Consider the following 24,565-nt stretch of genomic DNA (forward strand, 5'->3'; position numbering starts at 1 on the left):
CCTAAGAGGGAAAAGTCCCCCGAGCCGAGGCGAAGGCCATGCGGATCGTCCTGATCGAAGACAACCAGATGCTGGCCCGCGCGGTCGAGCAGGCGCTGCGCGAGCAGGGCCATTCCGTCGACTGGCTGGCCGACGGGCAGGACGGGCTGGACTTCCTGACCCATGACGGCGCCGATCTGGCCATCGTCGACATGAACCTGCCGCGGCTTGGCGGCCTGGACGTGATCCGCCGGACCATCGCGATGGACCTGGACATCCCGGTGCTGGTCCTGACCGCGCGCGACGGGCTGGACGACCGGGTGGCGGGGCTGGATGCCGGGGCCGACGACTACATGACCAAGCCCTTCGAGATGGCAGAGCTGTGCGCCCGCGTCCGCGCCCTGGGCCGGCGCCGCGGCAAGCGCGGTCAGATGGTCGAGACGATCGGCGGGCTGTCCTTCGACCGCGCAGGGCGCCGCCTCAGCGGGTCGGACGGGGTGATCGAGCTGTCCCGCCGGGAGCTGGCCCTGTGGGAGGCGCTGTTCGACAACGCCGAACGCGTGGTCGCGAAATCGGCCCTGTGCGACAGCATCTACGGCACCGGCGCGGATGTGGACGTGAACGCGGTCGAACTGCTGGTCTCGCGGCTGCGCCGCAAGATCGACGGCGGCGCGGTGCAGATCCGGTCGATCCGCGGGCTGGGCTATATCCTGCAGCAGGACGGGCCCGCATGACCGCGCCCGACGGTCGCGCGGTCAGCCTGCGGACGCGGCTGTTCGTGCTGATCGTGGTACCGCAGTTCGTGCTGGCGGTCCTGGCCAGCGTGGTGCTGCACTGGATGGCGCGCGACATGTCGCGCAACCTCTATGACGACACGCTGAAGGTGGTGGCCCATGCCGTCGCGCGCGAGGTCATGGTGACCAAGGGCGACCTGATTGCGGAATCGCTGCTGACATCGCTGCAGGGCGCGATCGGGGACCCGCTGTTCTATCAGGTGCACGCGGCGGGCGGGCGCTTCATCGTGGGGCGCACCGATGCGCCGCCCATCCCGGCGGGCCGCGAATACCCCGAGGCCGTGCCCGTCTTCTACAACGCCGTCTATAACGACCAGCCGGTCCGCGCGGTGGTGCTGCGCGAATACATCACCGATCCCGAACTGGACGGCTGGACGACCGTACGCGTCTGGCAGACCGTGACCCGGCGCGAGGCGCTGACCCTGCAGATGCTGGGACAGGCGGCGGCGGTCGTGGCACTGATGGTGGCCCTGGGGGCGGCGCTGGTCTGGTTCGGCATCAATCGCGGCCTGTCGCCGCTGACCGACCTGCGCGACGCGGTCGCCCTGCGCAATCCCCAGGAGCTGCGCCCGATCCGCCGCCGCGTCCCGCGCGAGGTCGTGCCGCTGGTCGCGACCATCAACGGGCTGTTCCAGCGGCTTGGCGCGGAACTGGACCGGCGGCGGGCGTTCATCTCGAATGCGGCGCATCAGTTGCGCAACCCCGTGGCCGCGATCCAGGCGCAGGCGGAATCCGCGCTGCACGCGCGATCGGATGCCGACCGCCAGCAGCGGCTGACCGACCTGCACGAACTGTCCCGCCGCCTGTCGCGCCTGACCCAACAGATGCTGCGGCTGGACGCGGCCAGCGACGCGCTGGATGCGCAGGGCGGCGCCCCCGCCGATCTGGCGCAGATCGTGGCCGAGGTCGCGCGCCGCCATGTGCCCGCGGCCCTGCGCCGCGACGTCGACCTGTCCCTGGACGGGGTCGAGGGGCCGCTGCCCGTGGCCGCGAACCCCGTCCTTCTGGAGGAGGCGGTCGACAACCTGATCGACAATGCCCTGAAATACGGCACGCCACAGGGCAGCGCGCTGCGGCTGGAACTGTTGCGCGACGGGGGCATGGCCGCGCTGCGCGTGCGCGACCAGGGCGACGGCATCCCCGCCCAGCTGCACGACGCGGTGTTCGAGCGATTCTTCCGCGTCAGCACGGCGGATGACGGCGGATCGGGGCTGGGCCTGCCCATCGTGCGCGCCATCGCCCGGCGCGCGGGCGGCGACGCGCGGGTCGAACCGTCCGACCGCGGCTGCGTCATCCTGCTGACGCTTCCCTTGGCAGAGGCTGATGCCCCATCGGGCAGAAAAAGTTAACGCGGCGGCATCCTGACAGTCTTTGGACAGCTTCATGTGCGATGACTGTCCCGTTCGCCCGGTGCCCCAGGTGCCGGACCAATGGGAGGAATAAAAACATGCAAGCAACACTGCGTCGCCTCAAGGGCGCCGTCGCCGCCGCATTCGTGGCCGCCAGCCTGACCGCCGCCCCCGCCGCCGCCCAGGAGGTCGACTTCTCGGGCCAGACCGTCGAATGGTGGGTTCCCTTCTCGGAAGGCGGCGGTTCGGATGTCTGGGCGCGTTTCTTCGCCCCCTACCTGTCGCGGCATCTGCCCGGCAATCCCAACGTGATCATCCGCAACGTCCCCGGCGGCGGCTCGATCACCGGAACCAACGAATTCGCGGCCCGCGCGCGTCCGAACGGCCTGCAGCTGCTGGGCACGTCGGGTTCGACACAGTTCCCGTTCCTGCTGGGCGACACGCGCGTCCGCTATGACTATGCCGATTTCGAACCGGTGCTGGTCTCGCCCACGGGCGGCGTGGTCTACATCCCTGCCAGCGCCGGCGTGGCCGACGCGTCCGAACTGGGCAAGCTGGCCGACACCGAGCTGGTCTATGCCAGCCAGGGCGCGACCTCGCTGGACCTGGTGCCGATGCTGGCCTTCGAGGTGATGGGCCTGAACGTGCGCCACGTCTTCGGCATGACCGGACGCGGCGACGGTCGCCTGGCGTTCGAGCGTGGCGAGGCCACGATCGACTATCAGACTTCGTCGGCCTATCTGACGAACGTGGCACCCCTGGTCGAGGAAGGCTCGGCCGTGCCGCTGTTCTCCTACGGGGTGCTGGACGCGGAAGGCAACGTGCAGCGCGACCCGTCCTTCCCGGACATCCCGCATTTCGTCGAAGCCTACGAGATGATGCACGGAGAGCCGCCCTCGGGCGTGGCCTTCGAGGCGTACAAGGCGTTCTTCAACTCGGGCTTTGCCGCGCAGAAGCCCGCGATGCTGCCCGGCGGCACGCCCGAGAACATCGTGCAGGCCTATCGCGACGCATTCGCCGCCGCCGTCCAGGATCCGGAGCTGATCGCCAGTTCGGGCGAGGTGCTGGGCGATTATGACCAGGCCGTGGGCGACGAGGTCGTCGATCTGTACAAGGTCGCGACCACCATCGACCCCGAGGCCCGCGAATGGGTCCGCACCTATCTGAGCGAGAACCACAGCGTGATGCTGGACTGACCTGACCCGCGGGCGGCACGCGACACGCGCGCCGCCCGCCCCCCGTTCCGACCGCGCCACGATGCCCCTGCGACACGCAGTCCGGGCCCGGGTGCGGCCGGTTCCCCGCAAACCGGGTGATCGCCCCCGGCGGCATGCCGCCGCGTCCTGCGACGCGCGTGCTGCACGGCGCCATCACCCCATCAGAAGGTCCAAGGGCTTACCATGGTCACTGACGCGATACTTTCTGCGCTCGGCACTGTGCTGACGTTCCAACATATCCAGTACCTGATGATCGGCGTCCTGACCGGCCTGGTCGTGGGTGTCCTGCCCGGCCTGGGCGGCATCGTCGGGATGTCGCTGCTGCTGCCCTTCGTCTATGGCATGGAACCGACGCTGGCGCTGGCGATGCTGATCGGCATCCTGCCGGTCCTGTCCACATCGGACACCTTCGCCTCGATCCTCATGGGGATCCCGGGGTCGTCGGCCTCGCAGGCGACGATCCTGGACGGCTTTCCGCTGGCCAAGAAGGGCCAGGCGGCCCGCGCGCTCAGCGCGGCATTCTCGGCCTCGTTCATCGGCGGTCTGTTCGGGGCGCTGGTCCTGACGGTCTGCGTGCTGATCGCGCGCCCGCTGATCCTGTCCTTCGGCGCGGCCGAACTGTTCATGCTGACCATGTTCGGCCTGTCGATGGTCGGCGCGCTGTCCGGCTCCAGCCTGGCCAAGGGCGTCGCCGCCTGCGCGGCCGGACTTGCGCTTGGCGCGGTCGGCGCGGCGCCCGCCACCGGCGAATACCGGATGGAGTTCGGCTCGCTGTACCTGATGAACGGCGTCCCGCTGGTCATCGTGGGCCTGGCGCTGTTCGCCATCCCCGAGATCGGCGACCTTCTGCGCCGCAACAGCTCGATCGCGCAGGAAGGCTCGGCCATCGGCGCCGGCTGGTCGCAGGGACTGAAGGACACCTGGATGTACCGCTGGCTGACGCTGCGCCTGGCGGCGCTTGGCGCGATGCTGGGCATGATCCCGGGCCTGGGCGGATCGGTCGTCGACTGGATCGCCTATGGCCACGTCGTGCAGACCTCGCGCGACAAGAGCCAGTTCGGCAAGGGCGACATCCGCGGCGTCATCGCGGTGGAATCGACCACCGCCTCCAAGGACGGCGGCGGCCTTGTGCCAACCCTGCTGTTCGGCATTCCCGGGTCGGGGTCCATGGCGATCTTCCTGGCCGGCATGATCCTGATCGGCCTGCAGCCCGGACCGTCGATGGTCAGCACCAACCTGGACGTGACCTACACGATCGTCTGGTCGCTGGCGATCGCCAACGTCCTGGGCACGGCGCTGTGCATCCTGCTGGCGCCCGCCATCGCCAAGGTCACGGTCGTGCGCTATCCCCTGGTCGCGCCGTTCATGATCCTGGTCATCACCTTTGCCGCGTTCCAGCCCAACCGCTCGCTCTATGACCTGGTGGCGCTGGTGGTGCTGGGCGTCGTCGGCATGATGCTGCGCCGGTTCGGCTGGCCGCGCCCGGCCTTCCTGATCGGCTTCGTTCTGGCCACGCAGGCCGAACGCTATCTGTACCAGGCGCTGCAGTTCTCGGGGTGGAACGCGTTCCAGCGTCCCATCGTGCTGATCATCGGCGCGATCATCCTGCTGTCCGTCGGCTTCAGCATGTATTCCCAGAAGAAGAGCGGCAGCAAGATCGAGGTCGAGGGCAAGTCCGCCGCGACCCTGACCCAGCCCATGTGGCCGCAGATCGCCTTTACCCTGGGCATCATGGCGCTGTTCGTCTTTACCTTTATGGAGACGATCAACCTGTCGCAGCTGGGCCGCATCTTCCCGGTCAGCATCGCGGTCGTTGGCATGGCCACGGCGGCCATGGTCCTGTGGCCGCAGATCCGCGGCAACCGGTCCAGTGGGGCGGTTTTCGACGCGGAATCCAAGGAGGTGTCGGACCAGCTGGGCCCGATGACGCCGCTGAAATACATCGGCTGGCTGGTGGGCTTTGTCGCCGCCATCGCGCTGGTCGGCTATTTCCTGGCGGTCGTGCTGTTCTTCGTGGCGTTCCTGCGCATCGTCGCCAGGTCTGGCTGGGTTCAGACCCTGCTCTTGACGCTGATGGGGGCGATCATCCTGCTGATCCTGACATCGGCGCTGAACCTGATCCTGCCCGAGGGGCTGCTTCAGAACCACTTCTACGACCGGCTGCCCTGGCCGCTGGTCTCTTGACGAAAGCTTGGCCCGCACCGAAAGGCGCGGGCCATTCCTGTTGAACGAACGGAGGAACAACATGGCCAAACAGCACGGCATTCCCGTCATCATCATGCGCGGCGGCACCTCGAAGGGGCCGTATTTCCGCACTGACGACCTGCCTGCCGACACCGCTGCGCGCGACCGCGTGCTGCTGGCGGCGATGGGCTCGCCCGATGCGCGCCAGATCGACGGCATCGGGGGCGCGGACACGCTGACCTCCAAGGTGGCGATGGTGCGTCCCTCCGCGCGCGAGGGGGTGGATGTCGACTATCTGTTCGCCCAGGTCTCGGTGACCGAGGCGGTGGTGGATACCGGGCCGTCCTGCGGCAACATCCTTGCCGGCGTCGGCCCCTTTGCCATCGAACGCGGCATGGTCGCGGCGACCGGCCGCGAGACGCGCGTCGTCATCTATAACGAGAACACCGCCAGCCGGATCGAGGCCGTGGTCAGCACCGATGACGGTGCGGTCGATTACGACGGCGATCAGGCCATCGCCGGGGTGCCCGGCACGGCCGCCGCGGTGCGGCTGAACTTCATGGACATCGTCGGGTCCAAGACCAGCGGGCTGCTGCCTTCGGGCCATCTGCTGGAACAGATCGACGGCATCGACGTCACGCTGATCGACGTGGCGGTGCCGATGATGATCCTGCGCGCGGCGGACCTGGGCAAGACCGGCTATGAGACCCCCGCCGAACTGGACGCCGACCGCGACTTCTTTGCCCGGCTGGAGGCGATGCGGCTGGAGGCCGGGCGCCGCATGGGCCTGGGCGACGTGGCCGGAAAGGTCATCCCCAAGGTCGCGATCCTGGCCGCGCCGCGCGACGGCGGGCACGTCGCCGCGCGCTATTTCGTGCCGCACAAGGCGCATGCCGCCTTCGCGGTGACCGGCGCGCTGTGCGTGGCGACGGTGTCGGTCCTGGAGGGGTCGGTCTCGGACGGGCTGGCGCAGCGCCCGGAGGGAGACGACCGAGAGATCCTGATCGAGCATCCAAGCGGCATGATCGACGTGGCCCTGCGCACCAGCGGCCGGGGTCACGACCTGCAGGTGGTCAGCGCCGGCGCGATCCGCACCGCGCGCAAGCTGGTCACCGGAGAGGTCTTCGTCCCCGCGGCCGCGTTGGCCGGGGCATAGGCCCGCCCGTGGACGACAAAGGCCCCGGCATCGCAGCCGGGGCCTTTTTCATGCGCGGGGGTGACGGATCAGCGGGTCTTTTCCAGCTTCCCGGCCTCGGCCACCAGCGCGGTGAAGCGGAAAAAGCCGTGGATCATCTTGGAGAAGGGCATCAGCAGGAACAGCGTCATGACCGTCGCCAGGTGGACCGCCAGCAGCGGGCCGACCGCGCCCGTGCCCGTGGCCGCATAGAGCGCAAGCCCCGTCGCCGCCACCGCGCCCAGCAGCACGATGAAGGCCATCTCTCCGCCCCAGACCCGGCGCGCGCCCAGGCCGGGATCGGCGCGCAGCTTCAGCGCGGCCAGCCCGATCGCGCCCGCGACCATCGCGATGCCGCCCGGCACGCCCAGCAGCTTGGGCGGCGCCCAAAGCGGATAGGGGGCGTACCAGCCGAAGACGTAATGCAGGATCGTGCCCGACGATGTCGCGGCAAAGCAGGCCAGGAACCCCCACATCATCAGCTGATGCGCGATGCGGCGTTTCTGGCTGAAGCGGTCGCCATCCTCGAAGTTGCAGCCGTCGCCATGCCCGCCGTTCAGGTTCTTCATCCGCCCGGCCATGTCGCCTGCCTTGGCCAGGTGGCGCAACCGGACCCGCCCGCCGCCGACCTCGCGCCAATAGTCGCGCAGCGACAGCCCGATCAGCGCCAGGGGCGCGACGAAGGCGGGGATGAAGATCGCGATCATCATATTGTGCGCCATGTAGGCATAGAACCCCTCGCCCCCGGTCGGGCGCGCCGCCGCGATCAGCGCGAAGAACAGCGTCAGCGCGACGACCAGCAGTCCCGCCATGGCGACGCCGCGTTCATGGAACATCCGGGCCAGCGCCTGCGGGCGCGCCAGGCGTTCCCAGCTGTCCTGGCGGACCTCGGCCAGGGCGGCGGGGATGTTCAGGTCGAATTCATGGGGCGCGGTGTACTGGCAGGCGTAATGGCAGCCGCGGCAGTTGTGGCACAGGTTGGACAGATGCGTCAGGTCGCCGTCGGCAAAGGCCTTGCTGCGCGTCATGGCGGGAAAGACCGAACAGAACCCCTCGCAGTAACGGCAGGCGTTGCAGATCTCGATCTGGCGGCGGGCCTCCTCAGTGGCGGTCAGCGGGGTGGTTGCGGCGAAATCAAGCGACATGGGCGGCGGCCTCCTTGCCGGCGATGCGTCCGAAGACGGTTCCGATGGTCATTCCAAAGCCTGCCAGATAGCCCTGGCCCAGGATCGAGCCCGCCATGATCTCTCCGGCGGCCCACAGGTTGGTGATCGGCCCGTCGGGCGTGTGGACCTGCGCGCTGTCGGACACCTTCAGACCCAGATAGGTGAAGGTCACGCCGGGGCGCAGCTGATAGCCGTAATAGGGGGGCTTATCCAACGGGCGGGCCCAGTTCGTCTTCTGGATGTCCAGCCCCTCGGTCGCCATCCCGTCCAGCTCTGTCGGGTGGAACGTGCCGGGGCGGCAGGCAGCGTTGAATGCCGAAACGGTGGTCTGCACCGCGGCGGGGTCCAGCCCCATCTTGGCGGCCAGTTCGGGGATCGTGTCCGCCACGATGGGGGGAAAGACCGACGGCATGAACAGGTCGATCGACTTGGCATCGATAAGGGCATAGCCGACTTGGTCGGGCTGTGCCGCGACCAGGCGACCCCAGATCGCATAGCGCTTGGGCCAGGTATCCTCGCCCTCGTCATAAAAGCGCTGGCCGTCGCGGTTCACCACGATCGAGAAGGGCACGCAGTCCAGCCGCGTGACGATGCCGCCGTCGTATTTCGGTGCGCGCCCGTCGATGGCCACGGCGTGGCACTGCGTTGGGTCGCCCACGCTGTCGGCGCCCTGGTCCAGCATGTCCTTGAGCACGACGCCGCGGTTATAGGGCGTGCCCCGGATCAGGAAGTTGCGCGCCGACGGCCCCCAGGCCCGCGCCAGCCAGTCCAGATCCGCCTGGAACCCGCCCGATGCCAGCACGAAGGCCCGCGCGCGGATGGTGACCGGCAGGGCCTCGGCGATCTCGACGTCCAGGTGGGTGATGGCCTGGCCCTCGCGGTGGACATGGCGGACCTGCGCCTCGTAGACGATGGTGACGCCCAGGTCGGCGGCGGTGTTGTAATAGGCGTTCACCAGCGCCTTGCCCCCGCCCAGGAAGAAGGCGTTGGTGCGCGACAGCGACAGGGTGCCCGACAGGGACGGCTGAAACCGGACCCCATGGTCCTGCATCCAGGGCAGGCATTCCTCGGAGGTGCGGATGGTCATGCGCGCCAGGTGTTCGTCGGTCTTGCCCTTGGTGACCAGCATCAGGTCGTGGAAGTATTCGTCCTCTTCATAGGCGCCGGTCAGCGGCGACATCGGGCCGCGATGCATGCAACGGAAGTTGCGCGTGTGCCGCGAATTGCCACCGCGATAGGGCAGGGGCGCGCCCTCCAGGATGATGACCCGCGCGCCGGCCTCGGCCGCGGTGATCGCGGCGCACAGCGCGGCATTGCCGCCGCCGACCACCGCGATGTCGTAAAGGTCGCTGTATCGGGTCATTCGTCCTCCATCGGTATTTCACGGCCGCGCATGGCGCGGATGCGCGCGTTCAGGGCGGCCTCGACATGGGCGCGCATCGCGGCCTCGGCCGCGTCGCCGTCATGGGCGGCGATGGCGCGGATCACGGCGGCATGCTCGGCCGCCGCGGCCTCGGGGCGGGTCGGATCGGCCAGCGTCGTGGGCCCCAGGATCAGCAGCGTCTTTTGCAGCGCGCTCATGGTCTTGACCAGGAACCGGTTGCGCGCGGCGTCCAGCAGGGTGCGGTGGAACTGGCGGTTCAGCTCCTGCGCGGCGGCGCCCGGTTCGCTGGCGGCCAAGGCGTCGTTCAGCTCGGTCAGCTCGACCACCTCGACGCGCTGCGCCATCCGCGCGGCAAGGCGCGAGGCCGTGCCCTCAAGAACCGACCGCATCACGTACAGCTCGATCACCTCGGCATAGTCCAGGTTGCGGATCGTGGCCCCCTGGCGCGCCTGGTGGGTGACCAGGCCGTCGGCCTCCAGCTGCCGGATCGCCTCGCGCACCGGCGTGCGCGAGATGCCCAACCGCTCGGCCAGTTCGGTTTCGCGCAGGCGGGCGCCGGGCAGCAGCTGCCCCGACTTGATGTCGGCCAGCAGGCGGCGATAGGCGGATTGCCCCTGGGGGCCGTCGGTGTCGTCGGTCATGGGCCTGCAGATCCTTGTTGCATCCTGCTGCATACAGTTGGATACATAAAGCGTCAACAAGGAGAATGCCATGACGCAGCCCGACCGTTCCATGCTGTCGTCGCTGGTCCCGCGGGCCGGCACCCTGATGCTGGCGCTGGCGGGCGCGGCGACATTCCACCTGCTGGGACTGCCGCTGCCGTTCCTGTTCGGGCCGATGTCGTTCTGCCTGGCGGCGGCGCTGACGGGCGCGCGGCTGCGCGGGATGGGACCGGTCTCGGTCGGGGCGCGGACCATCTTGGGGGTCGCCGTCGGCGCGTCGATCACCCCCCAGGTCGTCGCCCAGATCCCGCAGATGGCACTCAGCGTGGCGCTTGTCCCGGTCTATGTGCTGCTGATCGGCCTGATCGGGGTGCCGTTCTTTCGCAGGCTGGGGTTTGACCCGGCCACGTCCTATTACGCCGCCATGCCCGGCGGGCTGCAGGACATGGTCATCTTCGGGCAGGAGGCCGGGGCCGACGTCCGGGCGCTGTCCCTGATTCACGCCACCCGCGTCGCGGTGCTGGTCACCATCGCGCCGGCGATCCTGGTCTGGCTGTACGATGCGCCGCTGACCGGGGCGATGGGCGCGCCGCTGCGCGATTTCGGCGCGGGGCAGCTGGGCTGGATGGCGGTATCCGCGATCGTCGGCTGGAAGGGCGGCGAATACCTGGGGCTGTTCGGCGCCTCGATTCTGGGTCCGATGATCACCACCGCCGCCCTGTCGATGGCCGGCATCATCACGCAGCGCCCCCCGGCCGAGGCGATCATGCTGGCGCAGCTGTTCATCGGCATCGGCATCGGCGTGCAGTATGTCGGCGTCACGCTGCGCGAGCTGCGGATGTTCGTGCTGTCGGGGCTGGCCTTCGTGATGGTGCTGGCGGTGCTGGCGGCGGCCTTCACCGAATTCGTGGTCCTGACCGGCCTGGCCCGCCCGCTGGAGGGGTTCCTGGCCTTTGCCCCCGGCGGGCAGGCCGAACTGACAGTGCTGGCCATCGTCGTGGGTGCCGACCTGGGCTTCGTCGTGCTGCACCACCTGACGCGGATCGTCGTGGTCATCACCGGCGCCCCGCTGATGGCGCGCTATATGGGCGTGCCGCGGCCGGTCCGGCGCCGACCCTAGCCGGGCGTCGTTCCCGCCACGTCCTGCGCGGGGATGAAGCCAAGCGCCGACAGGCTGTGGCGCACCTTGTGCAGATGCGCCTCCATCTGCAGGGCGGCGCCGGCATGGTCGCCCGCCTCGATCAGGTCCAGGATCGCCAGATGTTCCCGCGACTGCCGGTAATAGCGTTCGCGGTCGTCCATCGCGCGATAGGTCAGCAGCCGCCGGACCCGGTTCACCCGCGTCAGCGCCTGAAGCATGAAGGGATTGCCCGCCCCGGCCATGACTGCCTCATGGAACTGCGCGCCGCGCAGGTACAGGGCATCGGGCGGCGCGCGGTCGATCGTGCCGTCCAGCAGGTCGTGCTCGACCCGGCGCAGGCGGGCGATGTCGCCTTGGGGCAGGTGATAGCGGGGCAGGCGCAGCGCCGCGGGTTCCAGGATCAGCCGCATCTGCGTGGTATGGTCCAGCGCGTCGGGTGCGGTCAGTTCAGTGTTGATGTTCCAGCCATAGCCCGCGCGCTTCTCCGCGATCCCCTCGCGGATCAGCCGCCCCATCAGGTCCGAGGTCTGCCGCCGTGTCAGCGCAAAGCGGTTGCGGATCTGCTGTTCGGTGACCTGCGGACCGATGGCCTGTTCCGTCAACAGGACCGCCAGGCGCAGATAGGCCGCATGGACAGGATCGGGCGCCGCGGGCGCCGCGGGCGCCGCGGGCCCGTTTCCGCGCACGAAGAAGCCGCGGTTCGGTTCGTGCCGGACATGGCCGCTCTCTGCCAGTTCCTTCAGGGCCTGCTCGACCGGCCAGCGCGACACCGCGAATCTCCGGGCCAGATCGGCGGTGCGCAGATGCGTGCCCTCGGTCAGGGATTCGGCGGTGATATGCGCCGCGATGTCGGCGGCAAGATGCGGGCCGATGCGGCTGCGTGACGGGGGCGTGGGGGGCAAATGCGGGGCCTTTGTTTGGGTCCGTCCGATCTAACACGCGCAGTCGTCGTCTTCACTATTGCATTTTAACGACCAAAAATGGATAAAATGCGCGACAGCGAAAGGACCGCGCATGCCGCAGGAAAGCCAAGTCTTCACCGAAGCCGGTCTGACGTCTGCGGTCGCCGCGATCTTCGCGGCCCATGACGTGCCCCAGGCCGACGCGCGGCGGGTTGCCGAATGCCTGGTGCTGGCGGATCTTCGCGGGGTGTCGTCACATGGCGTGTCGCGCGTCCCGATCTATCTGGATCGGCTGCGTCGTGGGCTGGTCAAGGCCAGGCCCTGTATGGTGCTGGACCGCCCGGTCTCGGTCGCGGCACGGCTGGATGCGGATGACGCGCTTGGCTTTGTCGCCGCGACCCGTGCCATGGCCGAAGCGGTCGACATGGCGCGCGACCATGGCATGGGCATGTGCGCGGTGCGGCGGTCGACGCATTTCGGCATGGCGGCAAGCTATCTGCTGCAGGCGACGGATGCGGGAATGGCGGCCTTCGTCTTCACCAACGCGTCCCGGGCGATGCCGATCTGGGGCGGGCGGGCGCCGTTTCTGGGAACCAGCCCCTTTGCGTTTGCCGCGCCGGCGGGTGATCGTCCGATCGTCCTGGACATGGCGCTGTCGGTCGTGGCCCGCGGCAAGGTGCGCCGCGCCGCCGCCCGCAACGAACCGATCCCGCTTGGCTGGGCGCTGGATGCGGACGGAAACCCCACCACGGATGCGCAGAAGGGATACGAGGGCGTCGTGCTGCCCTTGGCCGGCGCCAAGGGGTCGGGGCTGTCCCTGATGATGGAGATCATGGCGGGGGTGATGTCAGGCGCAGCCTTCGGGGGCGCGGTGGGCAATCAGTACAGCGATTTCGACGTCCCCCAGGATGTGGGCCACGTCTTCCTGGCGTTCCGCCCGGACCTGTTCCTGGAACCCGGCCAGTACGAGGCGCGGATCGAGGAGCTGATCCGCCGCGCCAAGGACCAGCCCCGCGCCGCCGGCGTGGACCGGATCATGATGCCCGGAGAGATCGAGGCGCGCGCAACCCAGATCCGCAGGCGCGACGGCATCCGCCTTGACGGCGAGGACCTGCGCCTGCTGGCGCAAGAGGCGGCCCGCGCGGGTGTCACACTGAAGCCGTGACAGGCGCCCGCCTTGGGGCCGCAGCGGGCATTTTCCGACGAAGGAACCACGACATGAGATCAACCGGACGACGGAACCTGACGACTGCGCTGCTGGCCACGATGACCATTCCCGCCGCCCCCCGCGCGCATAAGGTTGATCATGCTGGGCAGCAGATGGAATGGGTAATCCCCCTTGGCGCGGGCGTGCGAACCGATGCCCTGGCTCGGCTCTTCGCCTCCTATCTATGCCGCTATCTTCCAAGCCAGCTGGCGGTCTTCATCCGCAATGTGTCCGGTGGTGGATTGAGCATCGGTACAAACCAGTCCGCAGCGCGACCATCACCCGCATCCGCGATCTGCGGTGCGGACGGCCTGGCGCGATCCCTGCCTGCGGGCACGACTTGCCGCTGGTGAGCGACCGCGGCGACTGTCTGAGCACGTGCCGCGCCGGCAACAGATGCTGGCTTGGCACCTTGCCGGACAACGCCCACCGCATTGACCCTTCCTAGAACGGAGATCCTTCATGACCCCATCCGATCCTGTCACGCTTCTGGTCCTGGACGGCGACGGCATCAGCCCTGAAATCACCGCGGCGACGGTGGACGTCCTGGACGCGGTGCAGGACCGGACCGGCCTGCGGTTCCGCCTGGACCGGGCCCAGGTCGGGCTGCGGCCGCTTGCGGCGCAGGGCACGAGCTTTCCCGCGGGCCTGCTGGACCGGGCCCGCGCGGCGGACGGGGTGATCCTGGGGCCGGTGTCGCACAACGACTATCCCCCCGAGGCACAGGGCGGCGTCAATCCGTCGGGGCATTTGCGCAAGCACCTGGACCTGTTCGCCAACATCCGCCCGGCCCGGTCCCACCCCGATTTTCCGGCCCGCTGCGGCGTGCCCGTCGACCTGGTGATCGTGCGCGAGAACACCGAGGGCTTTTACGCCGACCGCACGATGTTCGCCGGCACCGGAGAGTTCATGCCGACCGAGGACGTGGCCATCGCCATGCGCAAGGTGACGAGCCAGGGTTCGACCCGCATCGCCGAGGCGGGGTTCCGCATCGCGCGCCAGCGGGGCGGCCGGCTGACCGTCGTCCACAAGGCCAACGTCCTGCGCATCAGCGACGGCCTGTTCCTGTCCTGCACGCGCGCCGTGGCACAGTCCTATCCCGATGTCGTGGTCGAGGAGGTGCTGGTCGATGCCATGGCGGCCCTGCTGGTGCGCGACGCGTCGGCCTTCGACACCATCGTCACCACCAACATGTTCGGCGACATCCTCTCTGACCAGGCGACCGAGATCGCGGGCAGCATCGGCCTTGCCGCATCGTTGAACGCCGGAGAGGCCCATGCCATGGCGCAGGCCCAGCACGGATCGGCGCCGTCGATCGCGGGCCAGGACCGCGCGAACCCGGCATCGCTGATCAATTCGACCGCGATGCTTCTGCGCTGGCTGGGCGATCGCCGCGGCGATCCCGCCCTGGGAGCCGCGGCCGACCTGATCGAGGATGCCGTGGCTCGCGTCATCGCCGTTCCTGCCTGGCGGACCGGAGATCTGGCCGGGCCGCTTGGCACCGCCGCCTTTGCCGCGCGCATCGTCGACACCATCCGCAACCCCGGAGCCACCCATGACCGATGACGACCTGAACGCCGCCCTGGCGCCCACCGGCACGCTGCGCGTGGTGATCAACACCGGGAACGCGATCCTGACCCGCCCCACGGCGGACGGGCAGCCCGCGGGCATCTCGGTCGATCTGGCCCGCGCCCTGGCCGCACGGCGCGGGCTGCCGTTGGATCTGGTGACGGTGCCGAATGCCGCCGCCTCGGTCGCGATGGTGTCGGAGGGGCGCGCCGATCTGGGGTTCTTCGCGGTCGATCCGGCGCGTGCCGCGACCGTGGCCTTCACCGACCCCTGGGTGCTGATCGAGGGGTGGTATCTGGTGCGCGACGGATCGCCCATCACCGCGCTGGATCAGGTCGACCGTCCCGGCATCCGCATCGCGGTCGGGCGGGGCAGCGCCTATGATCTGCACCTCTCGCGCACGATCGTGCAGGCAAGCCTGGAACGCGTCAAAACCTCGCAGGAAGTCGTCGACTGCGCCCTGCGCGAAGGGTTCGAGGTCGCCGCCGGCATCCGCCAGCAGCTTGAATCCGACCAGCGCCGCCATCCCGGCCTGCGCCTGCTGCCCGAACGGTTCATGGTGATCCCCCAGGCCTTGGGCGTGCCGGCCGGCCGCGATGCGTCCGTGGTCGCCGCACTGAACGCGTTTCTTGCGGATGCCCGGCAGTCGGGCCTGATCGCCGGCATGATGACGCGGAACGCCACCCAGGGTGCGGTCCTGCCCTGACCGCACGGGTGTGGCAGTCTCGTCTCCAACGTGACGTTTTGCCCTATAGGGCGGGAGCATCGCCTTGGCGCCGGTTGCGAACGCCATACACGCGATGGTTTTTGAATCGGCCGCATCTCGGTTCCCGGCGGAATGCCATCTGTGCTTGGCCGCAGCGGGATTGGGATTGGCCCGGAAGACCGCCTTTGCCATTTGCAACGGGCTACGTGCTGCCTCCTCTGACGGGCATCGGCGGCGCACGATGGCCGCGATCAATCGCGATGCGAGGCCATCCGGGTGACGCGAACCGCAGTGGAGATAGCCTGCATTCGGGATCGCGACGTCATCACCGCCGCGGATCACGCGCAGGGCAGCGGTAACCGGCAATAGCGTGCGGCAATGGTTCGATGCCCTGTGTCGGGTGCGAGGATCAGCAAGGATGTCATCGGCCCGGACGCCGCATCTCACCGGTCAGCGCCGGAGTGCAGCTTTGCTTTGCCTTTTGTCGGCACGCAGCGAGAATGCTGCACGAAATTCACATCTCGACTGTGCTCCAAGGATGCAGCGACAGGGGCCATTTGCACGAGGCCCCCCGGCCGACCGGGTGGTTGGCCGGTACAAAGCCGGCCACAATCAAATCGGTGTGGATCGCGCGACGATGCTGCGGGGCACGGTGGCCGCGGCCGGGGCGCCACGCCTCAGCCGCGGTCCCTGTCGGAGAGGGGGCGCTTTTTGCCGGTCAGCATCGACAGGACCAGGTTCTCGTGGTGGCGCAGGCTCTCGACCAGGACGCCCGCGACATGCAGCGACGCCAGCACCAGGATCAGCGTGGCCAGAACCTCGTGGACCTCCTCCATCGTGGACGATCCCCAGAACGCGTCGGTCGTCTGCAGCCAGCCGGTCAGCGCGGTGCCCGCGACCGTCAGCAGCAGCGCCACGATCATCGCGCCGCCCGCCGGGTTGTGGCCCAGATAGCGGCGTTCGCGGCCCGCCCGCAGGTCGCGCAGATGGGCCAGCACCGGGCGCGGCCCGCGGACGAAATCCGTGAAGCGGGCATGGCGGGGGCCGATCAGCCCCCAGATCACGCGCGCCGCGATAAGCGCCGCGATGACATAACCCATGCGCTCGTGCACGATCTTGGGCCCATCGGCGGTCAGCCAGGCCCCCGCGATCAGCGCGACAAGCGACCAGTGGAACAGCCGCACGAAGCCGTCCCACACGCGTACCCTGTCAGTCGTCATCGCCCACCGCCTCGAAGGTGGCGGGGTCGAAGAACGTCTCGACGCGCTTGCCGTCCTGGTCGTGGCCATAGACCTCGTAGCAGCCGTCCTCGGTCTTGACGTTGCTGACGGTCCAGCCTTTCGCGGTCAGCGCGGCGGTCAGTTCCTCGACCGGGCGCCAGTCGGCCTGGGCCACGTCGCAGCGGTCTGCGGCCAAAGCGGGAAAGGCCAGTCCGGCCAGCATCAGGGCAAGAAGGGGGGTACGCATGGATCTCTCCGTCACGGGTGTTTCGATGCGCACAGCAGTGGACGGCGGACCTTGCAGCAACCTTACAACCCCGGCGGGCAGGCGTTGCCTGCGCGAACGCTTTGACGGGGCCGCGTTCAGGCGTAGCATCCGGGGCAGGGGCGCGATCAACGGGGCGTGTCGATGATGAAGGCCATGCTTGCGGACCGCGCCGACGTCGCCCTGCTGGCGGTTGCGGTGCTGGGCCTGCTGTCCGGGCTAGGCCTGCTGGCGGCGGGGCGGCCCGATGCGGCGGCGCTTGCCTTCGGCGCGGGGGTGATCCCCGTTCTGGCGGCCCTGCTGGCCCAGATCCTGCACAGCCTGGCGCGCCGAGAGGTCGGGCTGGACATCGTGGCCGCGCTGTCCATGTCCGCCGCGCTGATCTTCGGAGAGACGCTGGCGGCCGCGGTGGTCGCGCTGATGTATTCCGGCGGCACGTTCCTTGAGGGTTTTGCCGCAGGCCGCGCCCGGCGCGAGATGACCGACCTGCTGTCCCGCGTCCCCCGTACGGCCACCCTGCATCGGGGCGACAGCCTGGTCGAGGTCGCGCTGGATCGAATCGGGCCCGGCGACCTGTTGCTGATCCGGCAGGGCGCGGTCGCCCCGGTGGACGGGACGGTGGCGGGTCCGGGCGCGCTGCTGGACCAGTCGGCGCTGACCGGCGAATCCATGCCCCTGCGCCGGACGCAGGGCCAGGAGGTGATGAGCGGGTCGACCAATCTGGGCGATGCGTTCGACCTCCGCGCCACCCGTCGCGCCGCCGACAGCACCTATGCCGGCATCGTCCGCCTGGTGGAGACCGCGCAGGCGTCCAAGGCGCCGATGGCGCGTCTGGCCGACCGATACGCGATGCTGTTCCTGGCGGTCACGGTGACCTTGGCGACCGCCGCGTGGTGGGTCACGGGCGATCCGATCCGGGCGGTGGCGGTCCTGGTCGTGGCAACGCCCTGTCCACTGATCCTGGCCGTGCCGGTGGCCCTGGTCGCGGGGCTGTCGCGGGCGGCGCATTTCGGCGTGCTGATCAAGGGCGCAAAGCCGCTGGAGGCGCTGGCCGGCATCCGCACGCTGATCCTGGACAAGACCGGCACCCTGACCCAGGGGCGCCCCCGGATCGTGTCTGTGCAGCCGACGGGCAACCTGTCGCCCGACCAGATGATCCGCCTTGCCGCGGCGCTGGACCAGGCCTCGGGCCATCCGATCGCGCGGGCCATCGTCGCGGCCGCGGCGGGGGCACCGTTGCCGGTGCCTGCGGCGGTGGTGGAAACCCCGGGCGAAGGCGTGGCGGGCATCGTGGACGGTCATGCGGTCGTCGTGGGCGGCACCGATTTCGTCTTGGCGCAGCTGGGCCTTGCGCCCACGAACGCGCCCCTGCGCGAGGAAGGCGCGGTGGTCGTGTCCCTGGGCGTCGATGGCGTCCTGGCGGGGCACCTGGTCCTGGCGGACGCGTTGCGGCCGGGCATGCCCGCGTTGCTGGCCGGGCTGCGCCGCCGCGGGATCGGGCGCATCCTGCTGGCCACGGGCGACCGACGCGCGGTCGCGATGGCGGTCACGCGCGGGCTTGGACTGGACGATGTGCAGGCCGGGCTAAGCCCGGACGACAAGGTCCGGCTGGTGCTGTCCGCACGCGGATCGGGCCCGGTGATGATGGTGGGCGATGGGGTGAACGACGCGCCCGCGCTGGCCGCCGCCGATATCGGCGTGGCGATGGGCGCACGCGGGGCCGCCGCCTCGGCGGAGGCGGCGGATGTCGTCCTGCTGGTCGATCGGCTGGATCCGCTGCTGCCCGGCATCGAGATCGCGCAACGCGCGCGCCGCATCGCGCTGCAAAGCGTCGTGGCGGGGATCGGGCTGTCGGGCCTGGGCATGGCCGCTGCCGCCTTGGGCCATCTGTCACCGGTGCAAGGCGCGATCCTGCAGGAGGTGATCGACGTGGCCGTGATCCTGAACGCCCTGCGCGCCCTGCGGATCGTGCCGGGACAGGGTGACCCGGCGTCGAAGGTGGCGGCCTGACGGGGTTGCGGACCACGGGTGTTGCCGTCCTGCCATGCCCGACGATCCGATGCCGCTCCGCCATCCGACCTGTACCTGCGTCCAGTAGTCACGGCGCGGCAAACCGGCGATGGTCCGGCATGACCATTCGCGACGCGACCCCTGCATTCTGGACCAAGGCCAGCCTGGCCACGCGCTTTGCCGTCGTGGGCGGGCTGGTCCTGGCGGTGTTCATGGCGCTGGCCGCGTGGCTTCTGACGGACCGGATCCGGCAGGTGGTGGTCCGCAATACGGCGACGGCGGCGGCGCTTTACATGGACAGTTTCCTGCACCCGCTGGTCGAGTATCACGTCGCCGGAACCGCCCCGTCCCCCGCCATGCGACGCGCCCTGTCCGAGGTTCTGCCGGCGACCGAGATGGGCGGCCGCATCCTGTCCTACAAGGTCTGGACGCAGGGCGGGGTGATCATCGCGGCATCCGACCCCGACCTGATCGGCCGCACGTTTCCCCTGTCCGAGGAGCTGTCCCAGGCCTGGGCGGGACGCATCGCCGCCATCTTCGAGGATGACGCCGAGGAGGAGGACCGCGCCGAACACGCGCTCGGGATGCCGCTGCTGGAGATCTACAGCCCCATCCGCGCCGACTGGACCGGAGAGATCATCGCGGTCGCCGAACTTTACGTCGCCGATCCCGCGCTCAAGGCGGACCTGCAGGCCGCGCGTCTGACGGCGCTTGCGGGCGTGGGCGGGGGCGGGCTGTCCCTGGGGCTGGTGCTTTATGCAATCGTGCGCCAGGGCAGCCGGACCATCGACCGCCAGCGCCGCGACCTGGACCGCCGGCTGGCCGACATGCGCCGCCTGTCCGAGCGCAACGACCTGCTGCGCCTGCAGGTCCAAGAGGCCGCCGGGCGTGCCGCCGCCACGACCGAGGGCGGCCTGCGCCGGATCGGCGCCGATCTGCATGACGGGCCGGCTCAGGACCTGGCCTATGCCCGGTTGCGGCTGGACGCGCTTGCGCGCACCCCCACCCCGGCGCCGGACGAGATGGCCGCGATCCAGCAGGCGCTGGACCGCGCGATGGCCGAGATCCGCCAGATCTCCAAGGGCCTGGTCCTGCCGGAACTGGCGCATCTACCCGCCGAGGCGATCGTGCGCTTGGCGGTCGAGGCGCATCAGGCGCGCGTTCCGGCCCCGGTCGCGGTGCAGCTTGAGACGGACGACGCGCCGCCCCTGACGCCGGGCCTGCGCATCTGCCTTTATCGCTTTGTCCAGGAGGGGCTGAACAACGCCGCCCGCCATGCCGGCGGCGCGGATGTCGCGGTGCGCCTGCAGGGCGGGGCGGGGATGCTGCGCCTGACGGTTGCGGATGCGGGTGCGGGTCCTGCCGCGGACCACGCGCCGGGATTGGGCCTGCAGGGATTGCGCGACAGGGTCGAATCGCTTGGCGGCCGCTTTGGACTGGAGCGGCGCTCCGGGCGCACGGAATTGTGGATGGAGGTCGAGACATGAGCGGGCATCGGGTTGTGGTGGCGGACGATCATCCGCTGTTCCGCGAAGGCGTCGCGCGCACGCTGCAGGAAAGCGGCCGCTTTGCCGTCGTGGCCACCGCCGCCTCGGGCGCCGAGGCGGTCGAGGCGGCGCGCAGCCATGCGCCGGACCTGGTGCTGCTGGACCTGTCGATGCCGCAGGGCGGGCTTTGGGCGCTGGAACGCATCGCCCTGCTGCAGCCCGCGCCGGTGATGGTCTTGCTGACCGTGTCCGAGGACGGCGACGCGGTCTTTGCCGCCCTGGAGGGGGGCGCGCGGGGCTATCTGCTGAAGGGCATCGGCGGGGCCGAACTGGTCGCCACGCTGGAACGGTTGATGCAGGGCGAAAGCCACGTCGCCCCGTCGCTGGCGGCGCGGATGCTGGCGCGGATGCGCAGCCCCGTGCCCTCGTCCCGCGATGGCCTGGACCTGCTGACCCCGCGAGAGGAGGAGGTCCTGCGGCTGGTGTCCGAAGGCCTGTCCAACAAGGAGATCGCGCGGCGCACCGACGTGCAGGAACGCACGGTCAAACACCACATGACGCAGATCCTGCAGAAGCTGCACCTGCGCAACCGGACCGAGGCCGCGCTTCTGGCGCAAAAGGAATGGCGCAACGGCTAGCGTTGCGCCATTCGGTGGGGTGGCCGGGATCAGCGGCTGAACTCGGACAGACGCTGCATGTCCTCGGTCGTGGCGCGCCGTTCGACGACGGTGCGGCCCTGGGCGTCCTTCAGCTCGTATCGCCCGTTCTCCAGCTCCTCGCGCCAGCCGTCGGCATAGGAGACCTCGATCCCGCGGGCAGATCGTTCGATCTCGGTCGGGCGCGACCCCGCGGCACCCCCGCCGACCGTGCCGCCACCCGGCGTGCCTGACGGACGGTCGTCGCGGCCACGGCCATGCCCGCCGTGATCGTCCGAATGCCCGTCATCGCGACCCCGCCCCCGGCCGCCGTGGTCGTCACCCCCACGATCATCGCCGCCGCGCCCACCGTGGTCATCGCCGCCGCGATCGTCGCCCCCGCGCCCGCCATGGTCGTCGCCGCCGCGACCACCGTGATCGTCACCACCGCGACCACCGTGGTCGTCACCGCCGCGATCATCGCCACCGCGCCCGCCACTGTCGTCACCGCCCCGGTTGCCGTCCTTGGCGAAGGCCATCGCGGATGTCAGCCGCAGGCCCGCATCCGGGTCCAGCCGGACTGATACGGGGGCGGCAATCGCCGCGCCCGCCAGCAGCAGCACCGCCAGCCGCATCCGAAAGGGGCGGTTCGTCATGTGAATGGTGGGGATCATCGTATCTCTCCGCAACGGGGGCCGTCTTGCGGCCGTTGAACACCCCTGCATGAAACCATATCCGCGATCCCTGCGGATCGTACCAAGGTCCGGTACAGGGAAACGCAAAGGTCCGTCGGAATGCCCCGACCCTTGTCCCCCGCGGCCGCCGTCCGCCCGCGCGTAGCGGCACGGGCTGTCGGACGAACCGGAGCGCAGACCTGCACTCGACCCGATGGTGCGTCGCTGAGTCTTTTTGAACTGACGCCCGAAAGGGTCATTCGCGCGCCGATCATTCCCGCCACCGGCAATGCGCACCGAAGCTGATGGCAACAGGGCAGGACAGGCCGCTGCATGATCAAACGGCGGCCCGTAGTCCATGGATCGAACGTGGAACGTCCGCCATCGCCGGTGCGGCACGCTGACCGCGGTGATCATCGCTGCGGCCGGGGGGAACAGCGTTACGCGCCGCGCTGGTTTCCGTCCGCGGCCGAGGGGACCGTCATGCGCCCTCCCTGCGCCAACCGTTCCGGGGGTGATAGCGCGCGTCGATGCGCCCGGCGTCCAGCGTCAGAAGATGCAGCCAGCCGTTGTCGAACAGCGCGGCGACCTGCGGATGGCGGGACAGGACCGCATCGACGGCCGATGTCGGCGCATCCAGCATCACAGTCAGCCGCAGGGGATCGTGCGCGGGGCGGGTGCCGTCATGGACCGCCTGCCATGGCAGACCCGCGCGCAGCCGCCCGCCATTGCCCTCGACGACGCCGATGCCGCCGGTCACGTTGTGGATCAGCTTGTTGCCGCCGCCGAACAGCGGGGCCGCCACGGTCGAGCCGTAATATTGCAGGCTGATCCAGCTGGCGACGACGACCGGGGCCGTCAGGACCAGCTCCAGTACCCTGAAGTCGGGGTCCAGCGCCCGGTCATAGCTGTGCAGGAAGACGCGCCCGCCAAGGTCCAGGCCGCGCGTGGTGGCGCGCGGTGCGGCGATGAAGGCCGCGCAGCCAGCAAGCCCCCATTCGGGGCGCGTCTCGGCCCAATCGGTCGCGCGGGCGGCGATGGTCGCGGGCGTCGCGCCGGGCAGGCGCTCTGCCCGCTCGGCCCGGGTCAGGGCGCCTGCGGCGGCCAGCCAGTCCGTCGTGCGGGCCAGGTCTGGCGCGTGGCCGGCCGGGGCGTCGTCGGCAAAAAGCGTCACGCGGTCGGTCGTTGTGTCGTGCAGGGCGGCCACGAACAGCGTGTCGTCGGGCAGCGCGATGCCGTGGGCGGGCAGGGCGGCACGGGTGTCGGGATCGTTCAGCAGACCCGCCAGCACACGGGCCGAGACCTCTCCACTGCGCCCGCCGCAGGCGCCGCAGTGATAGGCGCTTTCATGGGGATTGTTCGTCACCGACGCACCATGCCCGACCAGCAGGACGACCCGCGCCTGCCCCCCCACCAACCCCATCGCGCGCAGCACGCCGGCCGCGATTGCCCCCTTTTCGGCGGGGTCCATCGGCGCGGACAGGTGCGGTGTCGCGGTGGCGGTTGGCATCCTGGCCCGGCCAAGCGCGCCCTGCAACAGCTTGACCCCGTATAGCGGGCCGGCTGCCTCGACGAAGGCAAAGGAGGACACGGCCGCCTGCCGGAACCGGCCCCAGGCCCGGGCGGTGCGGGCCACGATGCGGGCATGCGCCTCGGCGTCGTCGGTGGTGCGGTCGCGGGCCGACAGCGACGGGGCCAGCAGCACGGGCAGATGCGCCTCGGCCAGGTCGCTGCCCTGCGGGCGATAGGCCAGCGGCAGGCCGAAAAACCCGGCAAAGCCCAAGGTTTCGGCATCGGGGGCGACCCGTTCCAGCGCGCGCCGGAACACCTCGGACCGCACGTCGATGCAGAACACCGCCTGCAGCGCCGGACGTGCGGCAGCCGGGCGCGGTGCGGACAATTGCGCGATCAGCCCGCGCTGATAGGCGCGTTCGGATGCCTCCTGCAGGATCGCGTCGACCACCTGGTCGGGCGACGGCTCCAGGGGCCGGGCATGGTCCCGGACGATGCCTGCCCAGCCCTCGGCCAGGTCGGGGGCATGGGCCAGCAGCGCCTCTTCCCAGATCAGGCGGATCGCCAGCAGGTCGGTCAGCGTGGTGTCGGTGCCGCCCGCCTGTTCGGCCTGCCAGGACAGCCAGCGCGCATGCTGCGCCCAGCCCCCCAGATCGACCAGCAGCCGGTGAAACGCCGTCGGGGCGGCATCGGGCGTCAGGCCCAGGCTGGCCGCGGCGCGCAGGATGGCCCGGTCGGGCGTGTCGGGCGCGGCGGCGACATGCGCGCAGAACCCCCGCAATCCGGCGATTTCGGGGGTCAGGTCGTTGACCGCCCATTCCCGCCACGCCGCAAAGGCGCCCAGGCCGGGGGCAGGCGTCCACAGCGCCTGCCCCTGATCGAACCGGCCCGCGGCCCACAGCCCGATGCTGCGGGCGATGATCTGGGGCCAGTCGATGCCGTGGCGGCGTGCGGCCAGATCGGCCAGCGTCGGCAGCGCCCTGGGCGCGGGGGCCGGCGCGTTCAAGCGCAGCTTCAGCGTGGCCAGATCCACCGGCTTCAGCGGCGAGGTGCAGGCGATCAGCGCCGCCGCCAGGTCATCGTCGCTGATGCGACCGGCTCCGACGAGGGCGCGAATGTCTTCGCGCGGACGGATCGGCGACAGGCCCGCGACGCGGGTCAGCCGGGCGGCGGCTCGGGGCAGGTCGTCGTCGGTCTGGCCCAGGAACGGGCTGACGGCCACGGTTGCCGCCAGGGGAAAGGCCGGCGGGATCGCGGCCGCGGCGGCCGTCGCGGCGCCCAGCAGGCCGGCGGCGTGATCGGTCATCAGGTTGGAACGGTCAAGGAAC

The 24,565-nt window shown here is 69.9% G+C and carries 21 protein-coding genes; 13 read left to right on the forward strand and 8 right to left on the reverse strand.

What is annotated here, in order from left to right; all coding sequences use genetic code 11:
- Positions 1-38 precede the first annotated feature (38 nt).
- The 5 genes from LZ686_RS10650 (at position 39) to LZ686_RS10670 (ending at position 6,679) form a co-directional block, all read left to right on the forward strand.
- Positions 39-713 carry a response regulator transcription factor gene (locus tag LZ686_RS10650; protein WP_349547755.1) on the forward strand — a complete coding sequence of 225 codons (675 nt, stop codon included), beginning with the start codon at positions 39-41 and terminating at the stop codon, positions 711-713.
- The gene (locus LZ686_RS10655; protein ID WP_349547756.1) at positions 710-2,122 is read left to right on the forward strand and encodes a sensor histidine kinase; all 1,413 of its coding nucleotides are present in this window, start codon (positions 710-712) and stop codon (positions 2,120-2,122) included. The genes LZ686_RS10650 and LZ686_RS10655 overlap by 4 nt, the downstream gene beginning before the upstream one ends.
- Positions 2,123-2,220: 98 nt before the next feature.
- Positions 2,221-3,318: a Bug family tripartite tricarboxylate transporter substrate binding protein gene (locus LZ686_RS10660; RefSeq protein WP_349547757.1), complete on the forward strand. Its 1,098-nt coding sequence runs from the start codon at positions 2,221-2,223 to the stop codon at positions 3,316-3,318.
- A gap of 204 nt (positions 3,319-3,522) precedes the next feature.
- A complete protein-coding gene (locus LZ686_RS10665; protein WP_295165833.1) occupies positions 3,523-5,523 on the forward strand; it encodes a tripartite tricarboxylate transporter permease in 2,001 nt (666 codons plus the stop codon).
- Positions 5,524-5,584: 61 nt separating this feature from the next.
- Positions 5,585-6,679 (forward strand): 4-oxalomesaconate tautomerase, encoded by a 1,095-nt coding sequence (locus tag LZ686_RS10670; protein WP_349547758.1) that lies wholly within the window; start codon positions 5,585-5,587, stop codon positions 6,677-6,679.
- Positions 6,680-6,747: 68 nt separating this feature from the next.
- Here LZ686_RS10670 and tcuB read toward each other — a convergent pair whose 3' ends face one another.
- From tcuB to LZ686_RS10685, 3 genes are read right to left on the reverse strand one after another with little or no spacing between them, the layout of a single operon-like run.
- Positions 6,748-7,842, reverse strand: coding sequence for a tricarballylate utilization 4Fe-4S protein TcuB (tcuB, locus tag LZ686_RS10675; protein WP_349547759.1), 1,095 nt, complete (start codon positions 7,840-7,842; stop codon positions 6,748-6,750).
- The gene (tcuA, locus tag LZ686_RS10680) at positions 7,832-9,226 is read right to left on the reverse strand and encodes an FAD-dependent tricarballylate dehydrogenase TcuA (RefSeq protein ID WP_349547760.1); all 1,395 of its coding nucleotides are present in this window, start codon (positions 9,224-9,226) and stop codon (positions 7,832-7,834) included. Before tcuA ends, tcuB begins: the two co-directional genes overlap by 11 nt.
- The gene (locus LZ686_RS10685) at positions 9,223-9,888 is read right to left on the reverse strand and encodes a GntR family transcriptional regulator (protein ID WP_349547761.1); all 666 of its coding nucleotides are present in this window, start codon (positions 9,886-9,888) and stop codon (positions 9,223-9,225) included. The genes tcuA and LZ686_RS10685 overlap by 4 nt, the downstream gene beginning before the upstream one ends.
- A gap of 70 nt (positions 9,889-9,958) precedes the next feature.
- On the opposite strand from LZ686_RS10685, the gene LZ686_RS10690 reads away from it, so the two are divergent.
- Positions 9,959-11,029 (forward strand): AbrB family transcriptional regulator, encoded by a 1,071-nt coding sequence (locus LZ686_RS10690; protein ID WP_232303380.1) that lies wholly within the window; start codon positions 9,959-9,961, stop codon positions 11,027-11,029.
- Here LZ686_RS10690 and LZ686_RS10695 read toward each other — a convergent pair.
- A complete protein-coding gene (locus tag LZ686_RS10695; RefSeq protein ID WP_349547762.1) occupies positions 11,026-11,952 on the reverse strand; it encodes a GntR family transcriptional regulator in 927 nt (308 codons plus the stop codon). The two genes, LZ686_RS10690 and LZ686_RS10695, sit on opposite strands and share 4 nt — an antisense overlap.
- A 112-nt stretch (positions 11,953-12,064) precedes the next feature.
- Between LZ686_RS10695 and LZ686_RS10700 the strand changes: the two genes are divergently transcribed.
- The 4 genes from LZ686_RS10700 to LZ686_RS10715 all read left to right on the forward strand — a co-directional run bounded on the left by LZ686_RS10700 (position 12,065) and on the right by LZ686_RS10715 (position 15,434).
- On the forward strand, positions 12,065-13,117 hold the full coding sequence (locus tag LZ686_RS10700; RefSeq protein ID WP_349547763.1) for an Ldh family oxidoreductase: 1,053 nt from the start codon (positions 12,065-12,067) through the stop codon (positions 13,115-13,117).
- 53 nt (positions 13,118-13,170) lie between these two features.
- A complete protein-coding gene (locus LZ686_RS10705) occupies positions 13,171-13,512 on the forward strand; it encodes a hypothetical protein (protein WP_349547764.1) in 342 nt (113 codons plus the stop codon).
- A gap of 109 nt (positions 13,513-13,621) precedes the next feature.
- Entirely contained in the window at positions 13,622-14,725 is a 1,104-nt protein-coding gene (locus tag LZ686_RS10710) for an isocitrate/isopropylmalate dehydrogenase family protein (RefSeq protein ID WP_349547765.1), read from the forward strand.
- A complete protein-coding gene (locus LZ686_RS10715; RefSeq protein ID WP_349547767.1) occupies positions 14,715-15,434 on the forward strand; it encodes a transporter substrate-binding domain-containing protein in 720 nt (239 codons plus the stop codon). Before LZ686_RS10710 ends, LZ686_RS10715 begins: the two co-directional genes overlap by 11 nt.
- A 677-nt stretch (positions 15,435-16,111) precedes the next feature.
- Here LZ686_RS10715 and LZ686_RS10720 read toward each other — a convergent pair.
- Together LZ686_RS10720 and LZ686_RS10725 are read right to left on the reverse strand one after the other, a co-directional pair.
- On the reverse strand, positions 16,112-16,654 hold the full coding sequence (locus LZ686_RS10720; RefSeq protein ID WP_349547768.1) for a cytochrome b/b6 domain-containing protein: 543 nt from the start codon (positions 16,652-16,654) through the stop codon (positions 16,112-16,114).
- A complete protein-coding gene (locus tag LZ686_RS10725) occupies positions 16,644-16,901 on the reverse strand; it encodes a PepSY domain-containing protein (RefSeq protein WP_045982517.1) in 258 nt (85 codons plus the stop codon). Before LZ686_RS10725 ends, LZ686_RS10720 begins: the two co-directional genes overlap by 11 nt.
- 165 nt (positions 16,902-17,066) lie before the next feature.
- Between LZ686_RS10725 and LZ686_RS10730 the strand changes: the two genes are divergently transcribed.
- The 3 genes from LZ686_RS10730 (at position 17,067) to LZ686_RS10740 (ending at position 21,054) form a co-directional block, all read left to right on the forward strand.
- A complete protein-coding gene (locus tag LZ686_RS10730; RefSeq protein WP_349547824.1) occupies positions 17,067-18,929 on the forward strand; it encodes a heavy metal translocating P-type ATPase in 1,863 nt (620 codons plus the stop codon).
- A 119-nt stretch (positions 18,930-19,048) separates the two neighbouring features.
- Positions 19,049-20,416 carry a sensor histidine kinase gene (locus LZ686_RS10735; RefSeq protein ID WP_349547769.1) on the forward strand — a complete coding sequence of 456 codons (1,368 nt, stop codon included), beginning with the start codon at positions 19,049-19,051 and terminating at the stop codon, positions 20,414-20,416.
- Complete coding sequence (locus LZ686_RS10740) at positions 20,413-21,054, forward strand: response regulator (RefSeq protein WP_349547770.1); 642 nt, start codon at positions 20,413-20,415, stop codon at positions 21,052-21,054. The genes LZ686_RS10735 and LZ686_RS10740 overlap by 4 nt, the downstream gene beginning before the upstream one ends.
- 29 nt (positions 21,055-21,083) lie before the next feature.
- Here the strand turns inward: LZ686_RS10740 and LZ686_RS10745 are convergent, their stop codons facing one another.
- Both LZ686_RS10745 and LZ686_RS10750 read right to left on the reverse strand, forming a co-directional pair.
- Positions 21,084-21,725, reverse strand: coding sequence for a hypothetical protein (locus tag LZ686_RS10745; protein ID WP_349547771.1), 642 nt, complete (start codon positions 21,723-21,725; stop codon positions 21,084-21,086).
- A 481-nt stretch (positions 21,726-22,206) separates the two neighbouring features.
- A complete protein-coding gene (locus tag LZ686_RS10750; RefSeq protein ID WP_502921999.1) occupies positions 22,207-24,543 on the reverse strand; it encodes a YbcC family protein in 2,337 nt (778 codons plus the stop codon).
- Positions 24,544-24,565: the final 22 nt, after the last annotated feature.

Origin of the sequence: Paracoccus sp. NFXS7 (assembly GCF_040148865.1) — a bacterium.
Classification (GTDB): Bacteria; Pseudomonadota; Alphaproteobacteria; order Rhodobacterales; family Rhodobacteraceae; genus Paracoccus; species Paracoccus marcusii.

Bases quoted from the DNA above. Each gene is read 5' to 3' on its own strand.
- LZ686_RS10745 (WP_349547771.1), bottom strand. From the start codon at position 21,725: ATGATCCCCACCATTCACATGACGAACCGCCCCTTTCGGATGCGGCTG.
- LZ686_RS10700 (WP_349547763.1), top strand. From the start codon at position 12,065: ATGCCGCAGGAAAGCCAAGTCTTCACCGAAGCCGGTCTGACGTCTGCG.
- LZ686_RS10725 (WP_045982517.1), bottom strand. From the start codon at position 16,901: ATGCGTACCCCCCTTCTTGCCCTGATGCTGGCCGGACTGGCCTTTCCC.
- LZ686_RS10685 (WP_349547761.1), bottom strand. From the start codon at position 9,888: ATGACCGACGACACCGACGGCCCCCAGGGGCAATCCGCCTATCGCCGC.
- LZ686_RS10740 (WP_349547770.1), top strand. From the start codon at position 20,413: ATGAGCGGGCATCGGGTTGTGGTGGCGGACGATCATCCGCTGTTCCGC.
- LZ686_RS10650 (WP_349547755.1), top strand. From the start codon at position 39: ATGCGGATCGTCCTGATCGAAGACAACCAGATGCTGGCCCGCGCGGTC.
- LZ686_RS10730 (WP_349547824.1), top strand. From the start codon at position 17,067: ATGAAGGCCATGCTTGCGGACCGCGCCGACGTCGCCCTGCTGGCGGTT.
- LZ686_RS10665 (WP_295165833.1), top strand. From the start codon at position 3,523: ATGGTCACTGACGCGATACTTTCTGCGCTCGGCACTGTGCTGACGTTC.
- LZ686_RS10715 (WP_349547767.1), top strand. From the start codon at position 14,715: ATGACCGATGACGACCTGAACGCCGCCCTGGCGCCCACCGGCACGCTG.
- LZ686_RS10705 (WP_349547764.1), top strand. From the start codon at position 13,171: ATGAGATCAACCGGACGACGGAACCTGACGACTGCGCTGCTGGCCACG.
- LZ686_RS10710 (WP_349547765.1), top strand. From the start codon at position 13,622: ATGACCCCATCCGATCCTGTCACGCTTCTGGTCCTGGACGGCGACGGC.
- tcuA (WP_349547760.1), bottom strand. From the start codon at position 9,226: ATGACCCGATACAGCGACCTTTACGACATCGCGGTGGTCGGCGGCGGC.
- tcuB (WP_349547759.1), bottom strand. From the start codon at position 7,842: ATGTCGCTTGATTTCGCCGCAACCACCCCGCTGACCGCCACTGAGGAG.
- LZ686_RS10655 (WP_349547756.1), top strand. From the start codon at position 710: ATGACCGCGCCCGACGGTCGCGCGGTCAGCCTGCGGACGCGGCTGTTC.
- LZ686_RS10670 (WP_349547758.1), top strand. From the start codon at position 5,585: ATGGCCAAACAGCACGGCATTCCCGTCATCATCATGCGCGGCGGCACC.
- LZ686_RS10660 (WP_349547757.1), top strand. From the start codon at position 2,221: ATGCAAGCAACACTGCGTCGCCTCAAGGGCGCCGTCGCCGCCGCATTC.
- LZ686_RS10690 (WP_232303380.1), top strand. From the start codon at position 9,959: ATGACGCAGCCCGACCGTTCCATGCTGTCGTCGCTGGTCCCGCGGGCC.
- LZ686_RS10750 (WP_502921999.1), bottom strand. From the start codon at position 24,543: ATGACCGATCACGCCGCCGGCCTGCTGGGCGCCGCGACGGCCGCCGCG.
- LZ686_RS10720 (WP_349547768.1), bottom strand. From the start codon at position 16,654: ATGACGACTGACAGGGTACGCGTGTGGGACGGCTTCGTGCGGCTGTTC.
- LZ686_RS10735 (WP_349547769.1), top strand. From the start codon at position 19,049: ATGACCATTCGCGACGCGACCCCTGCATTCTGGACCAAGGCCAGCCTG.